Annotated in this window: 14 protein-coding genes; 5 read left to right on the top strand and 9 right to left on the bottom strand. The window is 66.7% G+C overall.

Annotated features, from left to right (window positions below; translation table 11 throughout):
- Positions 1-129 precede the first annotated feature (129 nt).
- The 8 genes from MHEC_RS22020 to MHEC_RS21985 all read right to left on the bottom strand — a co-directional run bounded on the left by MHEC_RS22020 (position 130) and on the right by MHEC_RS21985 (position 7,489).
- Entirely contained in the window at positions 130-672 is a 543-nt protein-coding gene (locus MHEC_RS22020; protein WP_071700190.1) for a hypothetical protein, read from the bottom strand.
- 57 nt (positions 673-729) lie between these two features.
- Positions 730-1,659 carry an LLM class F420-dependent oxidoreductase gene (locus tag MHEC_RS22015; protein WP_048889414.1) on the bottom strand — a complete coding sequence of 310 codons (930 nt, stop codon included), beginning with the start codon at positions 1,657-1,659 and terminating at the stop codon, positions 730-732.
- Between the two features lie 22 nt (positions 1,660-1,681).
- Positions 1,682-2,191 (bottom strand): hypothetical protein, encoded by a 510-nt coding sequence (locus tag MHEC_RS22010; protein ID WP_201399660.1) that lies wholly within the window; start codon positions 2,189-2,191, stop codon positions 1,682-1,684.
- A 120-nt stretch (positions 2,192-2,311) separates the two neighbouring features.
- Positions 2,312-3,025: an oxygen-binding di-iron domain-containing protein gene (locus tag MHEC_RS22005; protein ID WP_048889648.1), complete on the bottom strand. Its 714-nt coding sequence runs from the start codon at positions 3,023-3,025 to the stop codon at positions 2,312-2,314.
- 91 nt (positions 3,026-3,116) lie between these two features.
- A complete protein-coding gene (locus MHEC_RS22000) occupies positions 3,117-3,608 on the bottom strand; it encodes a (2Fe-2S)-binding protein (protein WP_048889416.1) in 492 nt (163 codons plus the stop codon).
- Positions 3,605-4,486: an FAD binding domain-containing protein gene (locus MHEC_RS21995; protein WP_048889417.1), complete on the bottom strand. Its 882-nt coding sequence runs from the start codon at positions 4,484-4,486 to the stop codon at positions 3,605-3,607. Before MHEC_RS21995 ends, MHEC_RS22000 begins: the two co-directional genes overlap by 4 nt.
- A complete protein-coding gene (locus MHEC_RS21990; protein ID WP_048889418.1) occupies positions 4,483-5,172 on the bottom strand; it encodes an SRPBCC family protein in 690 nt (229 codons plus the stop codon). The genes MHEC_RS21995 and MHEC_RS21990 overlap by 4 nt, the downstream gene beginning before the upstream one ends.
- The gene (locus MHEC_RS21985; protein WP_048889419.1) at positions 5,162-7,489 is read right to left on the bottom strand and encodes a xanthine dehydrogenase family protein molybdopterin-binding subunit; all 2,328 of its coding nucleotides are present in this window, start codon (positions 7,487-7,489) and stop codon (positions 5,162-5,164) included. Before MHEC_RS21985 ends, MHEC_RS21990 begins: the two co-directional genes overlap by 11 nt.
- 129 nt (positions 7,490-7,618) lie before the next feature.
- On the opposite strand from MHEC_RS21985, the gene MHEC_RS21980 reads away from it, so the two are divergent.
- The 3 genes from MHEC_RS21980 to MHEC_RS21970 are packed head-to-tail and all read left to right on the top strand — an operon-like array spanning position 7,619 to position 9,935.
- Positions 7,619-8,746, top strand: a complete 1,128-nt coding sequence (locus MHEC_RS21980) for an XdhC family protein (RefSeq protein ID WP_048889420.1) — start codon at positions 7,619-7,621, stop codon at positions 8,744-8,746.
- Positions 8,743-9,282 carry a nucleotidyltransferase family protein gene (locus tag MHEC_RS21975; RefSeq protein ID WP_048889421.1) on the top strand — a complete coding sequence of 180 codons (540 nt, stop codon included), beginning with the start codon at positions 8,743-8,745 and terminating at the stop codon, positions 9,280-9,282. Before MHEC_RS21980 ends, MHEC_RS21975 begins: the two co-directional genes overlap by 4 nt.
- A 44-nt stretch (positions 9,283-9,326) precedes the next feature.
- Positions 9,327-9,935 (top strand): TetR/AcrR family transcriptional regulator, encoded by a 609-nt coding sequence (locus tag MHEC_RS21970; protein ID WP_048889422.1) that lies wholly within the window; start codon positions 9,327-9,329, stop codon positions 9,933-9,935.
- 4 nt (positions 9,936-9,939) lie between these two features.
- On the opposite strand, the gene MHEC_RS21965 is transcribed toward MHEC_RS21970, so the two are convergent.
- Positions 9,940-10,695 (bottom strand): cutinase family protein, encoded by a 756-nt coding sequence (locus MHEC_RS21965; protein ID WP_048889423.1) that lies wholly within the window; start codon positions 10,693-10,695, stop codon positions 9,940-9,942.
- 253 nt (positions 10,696-10,948) lie between these two features.
- Between MHEC_RS21965 and MHEC_RS21960 the strand changes: the two genes are divergently transcribed.
- Together MHEC_RS21960 and MHEC_RS21955 are read left to right on the top strand one after the other, a co-directional pair.
- Entirely contained in the window at positions 10,949-11,353 is a 405-nt protein-coding gene (locus tag MHEC_RS21960) for an MmpS family transport accessory protein (RefSeq protein WP_048889424.1), read from the top strand.
- Positions 11,350-14,232 carry an MMPL/RND family transporter gene (locus MHEC_RS21955; RefSeq protein WP_048889425.1) on the top strand — a complete coding sequence of 961 codons (2,883 nt, stop codon included), beginning with the start codon at positions 11,350-11,352 and terminating at the stop codon, positions 14,230-14,232. The genes MHEC_RS21960 and MHEC_RS21955 overlap by 4 nt, the downstream gene beginning before the upstream one ends.
- The last annotated feature ends 38 nt before the right edge of the window (positions 14,233-14,270 follow it).

Raw genomic sequence — 14,270 nt, 5'->3', positions numbered from 1 at the left:
CCGGTATTGCGGCGCCGCGGGTGGAAGCGGCGTCTGGGGTAGCCGTGGTGATCGACCCGGTGGTGGTTGTGCTGGTCTTCGACGGCGATCCTTCACACGCCGAAAACACCACGGTGTCGCGAACCTCCGTTAACGCCCGAGGTGAGGCGGCAGCGTTATGACGGTCGGCACCTGCGGGATCGTGATCACCGACGGCAGCGGCAGCCGCGGGATCTGCTCGGGCAGGTGCGGCCGCCGTGGAGGCTGCTGGCCCGACGGTTGCGGCACCTGCTGCGGCGGCTCAGTGGCGCCACCGGCGGGCGGCGGCGCGCTCGATTCGCTGCTGGAGGTGGTGGTGCTGCTGGTGGTCGGTGTGGTCGTGGTGGTGGTGGTGGTCGTGGTCGACGAGGTGGTAGACGGAACGCCACCGCCGCCACCACCGGTGGCCAGCTCGATCAGGCCATACACGATCAGCGCGATCAGCAGCAAAACCAGGGCACCCCAGCCGGCCAGCACCGCTCGCTTGCGATACCACGGAGTAGGCGCGGACTGGGCTTCCAGTTGTTCGGTGATGCCTGGCTGGCCGGCGGTACCGAAACGATCCGAGCCAGGCGGCCATTGCCCGCCCGCGCCGTACTGTGCCAGTTCGGTGGGCCGGTTGCTGGGGTCGTCGGGGCCGGCGTCACGTGCCACGGGTTCGATCGTACTGACGGCGCGCAACCACGTGGGGCTGCGCCGACGCCGGGCTCGTCAGAGCTGCCGTATCACCTCGGCGGCGAACAGCTCCAGGTGGTCCAGGTCAGCCAGGTCCAGCAGTTGCAGGTACACCCGCTCCACACCGGCGGCGGCGAACGGGCCAAGGCGCTCGACAATTTCGGCCGGCGTGCCCACCAGCGGGGAGTTGGAGCGCATCTCGGCAAGCTCGCGGCCGATGGCCGCCGCCCGGCGGGTGAGCTCGGCGTCGTCCCGCCCGGCGCAGAGCACAAACGCCGCGGAATACGTCATCGAGTCCGGGGAACGGCCGACCGAGTCGACCGCGTCGGCCACCCGCTGGTACTGGGCCGCCACGGTGTCCAGCCTTGCGAATGGCACGTTGAACTCGTCGGCGAAGGTTGCGGCCAGCGCCGGCGTGCGCCGGGTGCCGAGCCCGCCGATGATGATCGGCGGATGCGGGCGCTGCACCGGTTTGGGCAGCGCCGGACAGTCACACAGTGCGTAATGGGTTCCGGCGTAGTCGAATGTCTGGCTCGGCGGCGTGTTCCACAGTCCGGTGACGATTTCCAGTTGTTCGGTCAGCCGGGCGAACCGCTCACTTGGTGGCGGGAACGGGATTCCGTAGGCCTGGTGTTCGCGTTCGAACCATCCGGTGCCGATGCCGACCTCCACCCGGCCGCCGCTCATCGCGTCGACCTGCGCGATCGACACGGCCAGCGGCCCGGGGTGGCGAAATGTCGCCGACGTGACCAGTGTGCCCAGCCGGATCGACGAGGTTTCCCGGGCGAGGGCACCGAGCGTCACCCAGGAATCGGTGGGCCCGGGCATCCCGTCGCCGCTCATCGCCACGTAGTGATCGGACCGGAAAAACCCCGAGTAGCCCAACGCTTCCGCGGTCCGGGCGACGACAAGCTGGTCGGTGTAGCTGGCACCTTGCTGAGGTTCGACGAATACCCGAAAGTCCACGACGCTTAAGGGTACGGGCAGCTCAGAATGTTTCGACGTTGTCGATGCTGACGAACATGCCATGCCCGGTGCGGTCGTTGGTGAACCGGGTTCCGTCGACGCTGGCGGTGATCGTCCAGCCCTGCGCGGTGTAGGTGCGGTAGTCGATGGTGACGGCGGGGATCGCGCCCAGGTTGCCCAGCACCCACTGCACGGCGCCGCCGGCGGTGACGTTGACGCCGTTGGCGTGCTCGCCTTCGGTCATCGGCGAGTTGGTGAACGGGGCCTCACAACCCACACTGTCGGCATCGATCTGGCAGCGGGTCTTGCCGGATTTCGTCTCGATGAACACATAGCCGTTGTCGTCCGGCGGTAGAGGGATGGCGCCTGCCGGTGCTTGCGCGGGCGGCGTTGGGCGCGGTGGGGCTTCGGGTGCGGGCGGGCGGCTCGGTCGGGCGGAGGACGGCTCGCTTGCTCCCGCCCCGGGCGACGCGACGGGCCTGCCGTCGACCGTCGAACTGCATCCGGCGACCAGCAGGACGCCGGCCAGCAGCCACCCCGGCCGCGACGCAACGTTTGGTTGGTGACATCCCCATTGGTGTTCCCCTGCCCGCGCTACGAGTGCCCAGCTTACGCAGGAAGTGACGCAAGTGACGGCAGTGACGCGCCGAGGTCAGCCCGCCATGGCCGCATAGCCGCGGGCCAGACCGCGCAGTTGCGCGGCGCCGTCGCCGGCGATGGAGGCCCCGTGCATCAGCGCCAACGTGGTGGGCTGCATTTGCGCCAGCTGCTCGAGCATGGGCCCCAGGTTGGTGCTCAACGCGGTGGCATGGAATACCGCTTCGGCTGCCAAAGCTGGTGCGACGCAATCTGATTCAGTCAGAGCGGGACATTGACCGGTGTGGGTGAGCAGATCCCCGGCCAGCAGTGTGGAGGTGGTTTCGTCAAACCAGAGTGCGCTTTCCCAGTTGTGCGGCACGTGCGGGGTGGGGATGAAGCGCAGTCGGTGCCCGCCGATGTCGTGCGGCGCGTTTTCCGAAGCGACGACGGGCGGGCGGTCACACAAATCGTTCAGCGACACCATGCATGCCAGTGGCCCGTGGATGACCTCGGCATTCGGCGCGGCGTCGAGCAGCAGGTTGACCGCGCCGCACTCGTCGGCCTCGACATGGGCGAACGAAATCCAGCGCAGCCGCTCCAGCGGGATCACCTTGCCGATCGCTTCGGACACCAGCGGAAAGAGTTGCCGCATGCCGCAGTGGAACAGAAACGGCTGCTCACCGGTCAGTAGGAATTGGTTGAACGTGAACCCGTGCTCGGTGATGCCGGGTACCCAGGTGGAAAGCCGGAAAATGCCGTCGGCGATTTCGTCGACGACTGTGTGCAGCCCCGTGGTCATGGCCTCATCGTGCACCAGCTACGGCGAGCAGACGCAAACTCACCCAATTCCATAGCAAAAAGGGGGCTTTTGCGTCTGGTCACGAGCGAGCGGACGCGCCCGACATCAGTTCGGCGGCCCGGTGCACGGCGTTAATGATGCCCTGATACCCGGTGCAGCGGCAGAAATTTCCGGACAGGCCTTCGCGTATCTCCTGGTCGGTGGGATGGGGGTTGTCGCGCAAAAGCGCGGTGATCGAGGTGACGAAACCCGGTGTGCAAAAACCACATTGCAGACCGTGGCACTCGCGCAGCGCTACCTGCACCGGTGAGAGTTCACCGTGGGCACCGGCGATGCCTTCGACGGTGGTCACCTCCTGGCCGTCGACCTGGACCGCGAAGATCAGACACGACCGCACCGCCCGGCCGTCCAGCAGCACGGTGCAGGCCCCGCACGCCCCGTGTTCGCAACCCAGGTGAGTGCCGGTCAGCCCGCAGGTTTCACGCAGAAAGTCGGCCAGCGTTACCCGCGGTTCGACGGCCGCTTCGATACTGCGTCCGTTGACCGACAGCCGGACCGGTAGCTCATTCATCGCGGTTGCTCCTTTGCCTGCGCGGTGGCCGAGGCCCAGGCGCGCGCCACCATGGTGGCGCCGACCCTGGCGCGGTAGCGGGCCGAGCCCTGCAGGTCGGCGGGGATGTCGTCGAGACCGCTGAGCGCGAGGTGACCGATGTCGGCCGCCGTGATGTCGTCGACCCGCTGGCCCACGACCACCTGTTCGACGGGCAACGCGCGCCGCGGGGTCGAGCCGAGCCCCAGCAGCCCCACCCCACAGCGGCTCACCCGGTCGTCGCCGTCGAGCTGGACCGCCACGGCGGCGCCGGCGATCGCAAAGTCGCCGTGCCGGCGCGCGAGCTCCTCGATGGCAAATCCGGACCGCCCGCCCCATACGGGAAACGTTACGGCCGTCAGTATTTCGTTGGGCCGCAGCGAGTTTTCCCAAAGCCCGGTGAAGAAGTCGTCGGCGGCGATTTCGCGTGAGCCCGCCGACGACGCCGCCTCCATGCGCGCACCGAGTGCGAGCGCGACGGCGCCGTACTCCGCGGCGGGATCGGCGTGCGCGATCGCGCCGCCGAGCGTTCCCCGGTTGCGGATCTGGAAGTGCCCGATCAGCGGTGTGGCTCGGGTGAGCAGCGGAACGCCGTCGGCGACCTCGTCATCCATTTCGACGAACGCGTGCGGGGTGGCCGCATTGACGCGCACCTCGTCGCCGAACCGGTCGATGCCGATGAGTTCGTCAACGCGCGAAATGTCGACCAGGTTCTCAAAGTGGGTCAGGCGCATTGCCAGCATCGGCACGAGGCTCTGGCCGCCGGCCAGGATCTTCGCCTCATCGCCGTACTCGTCGAGAAGGTCCACGGCCTGCTTGACCGACTCGACGCGGTGATAGGCGAACGGGGCGGCCTTCATGACAGCAGCTGCGACAGCGCGGCCCGCAGCTCGTCGGCCAGCACCGCGGCCGGTCGTTTGTGTGCCCGGCGGCGGCCCAGCAGGAAGCCGATCGCCGTCCCGGCGGCGATGCCGGCGACCACCGGTGCCGCCCGTTTGGCCAGCGGCAGCGCGACCACCTTCACCAGATCCACCGACTCTTGTTCAGCTGACGTGGAAAGCTTTGCTGCAGAAATGGTTTCGTGCTTGTGCTGGCCTGAGCTGTCGCCTAGCAGCTCGGCTTCGAGCCGCTTGGCGAATTGCCCGACGAGGTTGGTGGCGACGTCGGCCAGCACGCCGCGACCGAATTGTGCGGCCTTGCCCGAAATGGTCAGGTCGGTGCTGATGAGCACCCTGCTGGCCTCGCCCTCGTCCTTGAGCTGCGCGGTGACCAGCGCCGCGGCGCTGCCGCTGCCGCGGGTCTCCTTGCCGGTGGCCTTGAGCACCAGCCGCCGGGCGGCCGCGTCCTTCTCCTGGAAGCACGCCACGCCTTGATAGGACACCGTGATCGGCCCGACCTTCACCTTGACGGTGCCGGTGAACTCGTCGCCGTCGACGCTCAGCACCGTGGCGCCGGGCAGACATGGGGCGACCCGCTCGACGTCGGTGAGCACCTCCCACGTCTTGGCCGCCGGCACCGCGACGCGAAACTCGTTGTTAAATTCCACCTTTGGTTCCCTGTTCGATCAGGTTGACGATCGCCGCCGGGCTGGCCGGCAGCGCGGTGAGCGTCACACCCAGCGGCGCCAGGGCATCGTTGATCGCGTTGATCACCGCGGGCGCCGAACCGATCGCACCCCCCTCGCCGACGCCCTTGTAGCCACCGACCCCCGGCCCGGGAATCTCGACGTGGCCGAATTCGATGGGCGGCACCTCGGTGGCCGTCGGCAGCAGGTAGTCGACGAACGTGCTGGCCAGCGGGTTGCCGTCGTCGTCGTAGACCATGTTTTCCAGCAGCGCGCCGCCGATGCCTTGCACTGTGCCGCCGGCGATCTGGCCCTCGACGACGTTGGGGTTGATCATCGGGCCGACGTCTTCGCTGACGATGTAGCGCAGCAGCTTGACCTGCCCGGTTTCCACGTCGACCTCGCAGGTGCAGGCGTGGGTGGCGTTGGCCCAGTGGATCGGCGCCTGCGAGGTGAAGCGCGCGGTGGCCTCCAGCGACGCCGACATGCCCGGCGGCAGCTGCTGCGGTTCGTAGTACGCGCGATAGGCGAGGTCGGCGAAGCTGACGCTCTTGGCCGGGTCGTCGCGGGCAACCGCACGCGAATTCGCCAGCTCCACATCGGATTCCGTCACACCAAGATAGTGGGCGGCGATCGCCACGATCTGACTTCGCAGGATGGTTCCGGCTTCGTTGACGGCCCCCGCGGTCATCGGGCCGCTGCGGCTGCCCTGGGTTCCCGCGCCGTACGGGGTGACCGCGGTGTCGCCCTGGATGGTGGCGACGTCGTCGATGTCGGCGCCCAGCGCGTCGGCGGTCAACTGCACGACGGTGGTTTCGATGCTGTTGCCCGTCGACCCACCGTTGACGTAGACGTTGATCTTTCCGGTCGGGGTCATGCGGATGGTGGCGCCCTCGGTGGCCAGGTGCCCGGTCGCCGCGCCGGTCGGCTCGATGTAGGCGGCGAAGCCAAGGCCGAGGTAACGGCCGTGCGCCAGGGCTTCGCGCTGTTCTTTCCGGAAGCCTTCGTGGTCAAGGATTTTCACGGCCTGCTCGAAGGTCTCGCTCGGCGCGACATGGTCATAGGGCATCCCGTTGGGGTTGAGGTAGGGCATCTCGTCGCGGCGCAGCAGGTTCTTGCGGCGCAGCTCCACCGGGTCGATACCGAGCTTGCGGGCGGCGATATCGAGCACCACCTCGCGGGCCAGCGACTCGAATTGCCACGGGCCCCGGTAGGCCGCCAGGCCGGCGGTGTTCGAAAATACCGTCCTGTAGGAGAAGCTGGCTTTGGGAACGCGATACGGGCCGGGAAAAAACATGCCGATGGCGGCCGTGGTCAACACCGGGTAGGGCGTCGGATAGGCGCCCACATCCTGGGTGAAGTTGATGTCGGCGGCCAGGATGGTGCCGTCGTCGTCGAAAGCCATTCGGGCGGTGCCGTCGATGTGGCGGGCCTGCCCGGCCGACATCAGGTTTTCGCGGCGGTCCTCGATCCACTTCAGCGCCGCGGGCACTTTGCGCGCGGCCAGCATGATGCACATGTCTTCGCGCATCGGGACGACTTTCTGACCGAAGCCGCCGCCGGTGTCGCGCATGATTACCCGCACCCGCTGGGCCGGGATCCCCAGCAGCCGCGCCGCGAAGGCGCGCAGCTCGTGCGGAGTCTGGGTGGACGCCCAGATGGTGAGTTCGTCTGCCGCGGAAGACCATTCGACCACGATGCCGCGCGTCTCAATGGGTACCGGCAGGTAGATCTGCTGCGAGATGCGCTCCGAGACGACACAAGCGGCGGCCGCGAAGGTCTCTTCGTCGGGCGGCGCGCCGGACATGCCGCCGGCGACGTTGTCGGGGTAGGCCTCGTGGACCACCACCTCGGCGCCCTCCGCCCGCGTGAAGTCGGCGATAGCCGTCAGCGGCTCGTAGTCGACCTCGACCAATTCGATTGCGTCCTCGGCGATATACCGGCTGTCAGCGACCACCAGCGCGACCGGGTCGCCGACGAACTTCGCCTCACCTTCGGCCAACGGCGGGCGCGGGGTGTCGGGAACGTCCTTGCCCGCGACGGCGTGCCAGGCCTCGTGCACGTCGGGGTTGAGGTCGGCGGCGGTAAACACCGCCCGCACCCCGGGCAGCGCCAGCGCGCCCGACGCGTCGATGCCGTTGATGCGGGCCCGCGCGAACGGGCTGCGCACGAAACAGGCGTGCAGCATGCCCGGTCGCGAGATGTCGTCGACGAAGGTGCCGCGGCCGGTGAGCAACCGGGTGTCTTCCACCCGCTGGACCCGGGTGCCGGCATACCGTGCCGCGACGGCTTCAGTCATCCCCGTGCACTCCAGTTCCTCGGACAGTCCGGCATGGTCGGCTGCTATCGGATTATGAGAAGCACAGTATCATTTTAGAGAGTGCCATTATCGCACGTAGAAGCGGGCCAGGAAAGGGTACGAGCGCGGGTGCGGGAGGTACTGCCCGAATTGCTGCCGATCTGGCGCGCCGGCGAAACCGCCGGTGTCGCGACGGTGGTGCGCACCACGCGCTCGGCGCCGCGGCCGCCGGGTGCGGTGATGATGGTCGCCCCCGACGGGACGGTTACCGGCTCGGTGTCGGGGGGCTGTGTGGAGGCGGCGGTCTACGAGCTGGCCACCGACGTGATGCGAACCGGGCGTCCGGAGCTGCAGCGCTACGGCATTAGCGGCGACGATGCGTTCGCGGTGGGGCTCACCTGCGGCGGGGAGATCGAGGTGTTCGCCGAACCGGTGTCGCGGCGCACTTTTCCGCAGCTGCAGGCGGTGGCCGACGACATCGCCGCCCACCGCCCGACCGCCGTGGCCACCGTCATCGCGCATCCGGACCCGGCCCGGGTGGGACGGCGGTTGGTGCTCACCGCCGACTCGGCCGACGGCTCGGTCGGCTCGGTGCGCGCCGACGCCGCGGTCATCGACGACGCCCGGGGACTGCTCGCGGCGGGCCGGACCGCCGTGCTGACCTACGGTGCGGATGGTCAACGCCAGGACGCCGGGATGGAGGTGTTCGTCGCCAGCCACGCTCCGCCGCCGAGGATGCTGATCTTCGGCGCGATTGACTTCGCGGCGGCGCTGGCCCGTCAAGGCGTGTTCCTGGGCTACCGGGTCACCGTGTGCGACGCTCGCCCGGTGTTCGCCACCGCCGCGCGCTTCCCCGACGCCGACGAAGTGATCGCCGACTGGCCCGACCGCTACCTGCGGGCCCAGGCCGAGCAGGGCGAGATCGACTCCCGCACGGTCGTGTGTGTGCTGACCCACGATCCGAAATTTGACGTCCCGGTTCTGCAGGTGGCGCTTCGGCTTCCGCAGCTCGCCTACGTCGGGGCCATGGGATCTCGCCGCACACACGCAGATCGGTTGAATCGGCTGCGCGAGGCGGGGCTGACCGAGGCCGAACTGCGCCGGCTGGCCAGCCCGATCGGGCTGGACCTCGGTGCCCGCACACCCGAGGAAACCGCGGTGTCAATTGCCGCGGAGATCATCGCGCGCTGCTGGGGTGGCGGCGGTCGCCCGCTGACCGAAATCGACGGCCGCATCCACCATGACGCCATCCGATGAGCGCGCGCGTCGTCGGGGTGGTGCTGGCCGCGGGCGCCGGACGACGGTATGGCAAACCGAAAGTCCTTGTCGACGATTGGCTGACCACCGCGGTGACGGCCCTGCGTGACGGTGGCTGCGACGACGTCATCCTGGTGCTCGGCGCGGCCGAGGTGCCCCCACCACCGGGTGTCACGGCGATCAGCGCGCCCGGCTGGCGGGACGGTCTCAGCGCTTCGGTGCGCACCGCTTTGGCGCACGCCCACTTGCTGCAAGCCGACTACGCCGTGCTGCATGTCGTTGACACCCCCGACGTCGGAGCCGCCGTTGTCGCGCGAGTTCTCAAGCGCGCCTTGGCATCTCAGAGCGGACTTGCTCGTGCCTACTTCAACGACCGGCCCGGGCATCCGGCCGTGCTGGCCCGCCGACACTGGCCGGCTGTGCTAGCCACCCTCCGCGGAGACCAGGGGGCGGCCGCATTCCTGCGCGGCCGCGACGACGTCGAAAACGTCGACTGCACTGACCTAGCCACCGGACGTGACATCGACGAACCGTAGCAACCAAACGGTACGGTACTGGCCTGTACTACCGGAAGGGTTCTATCGTGGGCGCTGTGACCCAAATCGCCGATCCCGCCGAGGCGCCCACACCCTGGTCCCCTCGGGAGACGGAGCTGCTCGCGGTGACACTGCAGCTGCTACAGGAACACGGTTACGACCGATTGACGGTCGACGCCGTGGCGGCCACCGCTCGGGCCAGCAAGGCCACCGTCTACCGGCGCTGGCCGTCGAAAGCCGAACTGGTGTTGGCCGCGTTCATCGAGGGCATCCGCCAGGTTGCGGTCGCACCCGAGACCGGCACGCTGCGCGGTGATTTGCTGCGGCTCGGCGAGGTGATCTGCAGGCAGGCCGCCCAGCACGCGACCACGATACGTGCGGTGCTTGTCGAAGCGTCGCGTAACCGCGCACTGAACGACGTCATGCAGCACGAGTTCCTCGACCAGCGAAAAGCCTTGATCCGCCATGTCTTGCAGCAAGCCGTCGACCGCGGCGAGATCGACGCGGCCGCCATCAGCGACGAGCTCTGGGACCTGCTGCCCGGCTACCTCATCTTCCGGTCCATCATCCCCGGCCGGCCGCCGACCCCTCAGACCGTGCAGGCCCTGGTCGACGATGTGATCATCCCGAGCCTCACGCGGCCCATCGGCTAACCGGTCACAGGCGACTCACGACGAAGGCTGCGGCATCGTTTGTCATGCCGTTCGTCAGGTACGCCAGGTGCGCGAAGGACGGTTGGCCGCCGGGCGCACCATTGCAGATCGCGTCATCGGGAGCGCACAAGTCGATGGTCTTGGGCGCATACGCCGGGCCGATCGTGATCGGCGGTGCGCCGTTCTCGGTCAGAAACTGATTCGAGGGTCGTCCGAAGAGCGTCACCGCCGCAACATGGTTGGCGATCTGCGGCGGCAGCGGCTTGGGCAGGTACTCGACGTACTGGGCAGGTACTTCCTTCGGTATGGCAGCCGAAGTGACGAACCCGGCCAGCGCCGCGCCTTGCGAATACCCGCCGAGCACGATCCGGGTGTTGGGGCAGTTCGCCGCCGTGGACGTGATATGAGCACCCGCGTCATAGAGCCCGTCGACAAAGGTCCTGGCGAAGTCGATGCCTGCCCCGAAATCGCTGCTGGCCGCGTAGTTGACCGGGTACACACTGACCGACCTCGACCCGACTTGCGCGTTGAGCGCGTCGACGAATGCTTGTCCGACACCGCCCACGCCCGGCGGCTCGGCGGTGCCGCGGGCGAACACCACCTCGACGTCCGGGCACGGCTGTGCAAACGCGGGCGCGGCGGACGCGCTGACCACGGCCGCGCCCGCGGTCACCGCAGCACCGAGGAGTCGAAGGCCGGCGGGCACCGCTGACCTGAGTCGGCGCGCCCACAGGCTGCGTATCGATACGACGTCGTTCATTGCCCACCTAAAACTGTTTGGACTCGTTCCGAATAGTTCTCCACGCTACAGAACGGCGGCGCGACCAGTGAGCAAATCATCGGCGCAGACCGCGCCATCCCTTGTAGTGTCCGGTCCCGTACCGTACTGTTATAGCCGTCTTTCCCGGCGCACCGCGCCGGGAAGGACGGCCCTGACTAGCGATGTGTCATCGGTGCCGGAAGGCCAACGCGTGCAAAGGATTTCACTAACGCGTCTGGTGAGACGCAGATGGATGGTGCTGGTAGCGGCGGCGGTGGTCGCTGTCGCCGGGCTCGGCGTCTATCGGTTGCACGGCATCTTCGGATCGCACAACGACACGTCCACTCCGACCGGCGTGCTCAACGAGAGCGTCCCGTTCAACCCCAAGCACGTCGTCTACGAGGTCTTCGGTGACAGCGGGGCGGTGGCGACCATCAACTACCAGGACATCCACGCCGCGCCGCAGCGAGTGGACCACGCTCCACTGCCGTGGAAGTACGAGGCCACCACCACAGACCCCGCGGTGATCGCCAACCTGACCGCGCAAGGCAACAGCGGCACACTCGGCTGCCGGATCATCATCAACGACGAGGTCAAGGACGAGAGGATTGTCAACGAAGTGAACGCCTACACGTTCTGCCTGGACAAGTCCGGATGAGCAATCACGACGCCGTACCCCACAGCATCCGCCGGCTTGGGGTGCCGATCATCCTGTTGTGGCTGGGCGTGGCCGCCGTCACCAACATCGCGGTACCGCGACTGGAAGCCGTAGCAGAAGCGCATCAGGTGGGCATGAGTTCCCCTGACGCGCCGGCGTTTCAGGCGATGAAACGCATCGGCAAGGTGTTCAAACAATTTGATTCCGACAGCGCGGCGATGATCGTGCTGGAGGGCGATAAACCGCTTGGCGACGATGCTCACCGGTTCTACGACACGATGATCCGTCGGCTCGAGGCGGACACGAAACATGTCGAGCACATCCAGGATTTCTGGGGAGATCCGCTGACCGCGTCCGCGTCGCAGAGCAACGACGGCAAGGCGGCCCTGGTTCAGGTGTATCTTGCCGGCAATCAAGGCGACGCGTTAGCGGGTGAATCCGTCAACGCGGTTCGCGACATCGTTGAGCACACGTCTCCGCCCAACGGGGTCAAGGCCTATGTCACCGGCCAGGCGCCACTGATCACCGATCAATTCCAGGTCGGCAACAAGGGATTGCTGAAGGTAACCCTGATCACCCTGTTAGTGATCGTGCTGATGCTGCTTTGGGTCTACCGGTCTGTGATCACCACGATGATGGTGCTATTCGCGGTCCTTGTCGAACTGGTGTCGGCGCGGGGAGTCGTGGCCGTGCTGGGGAACCTTGGCTTGATCCAGCTTTCGACCTTCGCCGTCAACATCCTTACGTTGCTGGCGATTGCCGCCGGCACCGACTACGCGATATTTGTGCTCGGCCGATACCACGAGGCGCGGGGAGCCGGCGAAGATCGAAAGACGGCCTTCGACACCATGTTTCACGGCACCGCCCACGTGGTCTTGGGTTCGGGCCTGACCATCACCGGGGCGGTCTTTTGCCTGACGTTTGCGCGCCAGCCTTATTTCCACTCGATGGGCGTTCCCGCCGCGGTGGGGATGCTGGTTTGCGTTCTGGCCGCGCTGACCCTGGCCCCGGCCCTTCTTGCGGTGGGCAGCCGGTTCGGTCTGTTCGAACCGAGGGTCACGATGAGGACCCGAGGATGGCGACGCATCGGCACCGCGATCGTGCGCTGGCCGGCGCCGATTCTCACCGTCACGATCGCCGTCGCACTCATCGGGTTGCTCACCTTGCCGGGATACAAAACAAGTTATGACTCCAAGCCGTATCTGCCCGCAGCGACTCCGGCCAAGGTCGGATATGCGGCTGCCGAGCGGCACTTCTCGCAGGCCCGGCTGAATCCCGAGCTGCTGATGCTCGAAGCGGACCATGACCTGCGGAACCCCGCCGACATGCTCGTGCTGGAGCGGGTGGCCAAAAACGTCTTCCACACTCCGGGTATCGCAAAGGTGCAGGCGATCACCCGGCCCTTGGGAACGCCGCTCGACCACAGCTCGATACCGTTTCAACTCAGTCAGCAAAGCGTCGGCCAAGTCATGAACCTGACATACCAGAAAGACCGCGCTGCCGATCTGCTCAAGCAGGCCGGCGAGCTGAGGAAAACGATCAACATACTGCGCCAGCAATATGCCCTCCAACAGCAGAGTGCCGCCGCGACGCACGAGCAGACTCAAAGCTTTCACGACACGATCGCGACGATCAACGAACTCCGCGACAAGATCGCCGATTTCGACGACTTCTTCCGACCGATTCGCAGTTACTTCTACTGGGAGAAGCACTGCTACGACATCCCGGTTTGCTTCGCGCTGAGAAGCGTCTTCGACGCGATCGACGGCATCGACGAACTCGCCGACCAGTTCGCCAGCATCACGGCGTCGTTGGACAAATTGGATGCGCTCCAGCCGCGACTGGTGGCGCTGATACCGCCCCAGATCGACAGCCAGATGACGAATCTGGAATTGACGCTCTCGAACTACGCTACTAATTCCGGGATCAACAACCAGTCGGCGTATGCGAACGACAATCCGGCTGCGATGGGACAAGCCTTCGACAAGGCCAAAATTGACGATTCATTCTATTTGCCTCCGGAGGTCTTCTCGAACCCCGATTTCAAGCGCGGTGTGAAACTCTTCATGTCGCCGGATGGCAAGGCCGCGGAAATGATCATCACCCATGAAGGTATTCCAGCGACCCCGGAGGGCATCAAGCACGTCGACCTGATCAGGAACGCCGCGAAAGAGGCGGTGAAAGGGACGATTCTCGAGGGGTCCCACATCTATCTCGCCGGAACGGCGGCAACCTACAAGGACATCCAGGATTCGGTCAAATATGACCTGATGATCGTCGGCATCGCAGCATTGAGCCTGATCATGCTCATCATGATGTTCATCACCCGAAGCCTGGTTGCCGCGATCGTCATCGTGGGGACGGTCGCGCTGTCGCTGGGCGCCTCGTTCGGGCTGTCCGTGCTGGTCTGGCAGGACCTTCTCGGCATCCAGTTGTATTGGGTCGTGCTGGCGCTGGCCGTCATCCTGCTGTTGGCGGTCGGATCCGACTACAACCTGCTGCTGATCTCGCGGTTCAAAGAGGAAATCGGGGCCGGACTGAAGACGGGCACTATCCGCGCGATGGCCGGCTCTGGTTCGGTGGTCACCTCTGCCGGTCTGGTGTTTGCCGCCACCATGGCGACCTTCGCGTTCAGCGCCTTGGTGATTCTCGCCCAGGTCGGCACCACCATCGCGCTGGGCTTGCTGTTCGACACACTGGTCGTGCGGGCCTTCATGACGCCGTCGATCGCCACCTTGCTGGGCCGCTGGTTCTGGTGGCCGCAGCGAGTGCGGCCGCGCCCCGCCAGCCAGATGCTTCGCCCGTACGGACCGCGCCCGGCGGTGCGCCAACTCCTGCTGTGGGAAGACGGCGACGCAGTGGCGACGTCCGCGAGGTAATCGTCAGCGCTAACGACTGCGACCCTGAATTTCGGCCT

The sequence above is a fragment of the Mycobacterium heckeshornense genome (assembly GCF_016592155.1).
Classification (GTDB): domain Bacteria; phylum Actinomycetota; class Actinomycetes; order Mycobacteriales; family Mycobacteriaceae; genus Mycobacterium; species Mycobacterium heckeshornense.
Note: the sequence above shows the minus strand (reverse complement) of the source record. Positions and strands in the feature narration are given on the sequence as shown.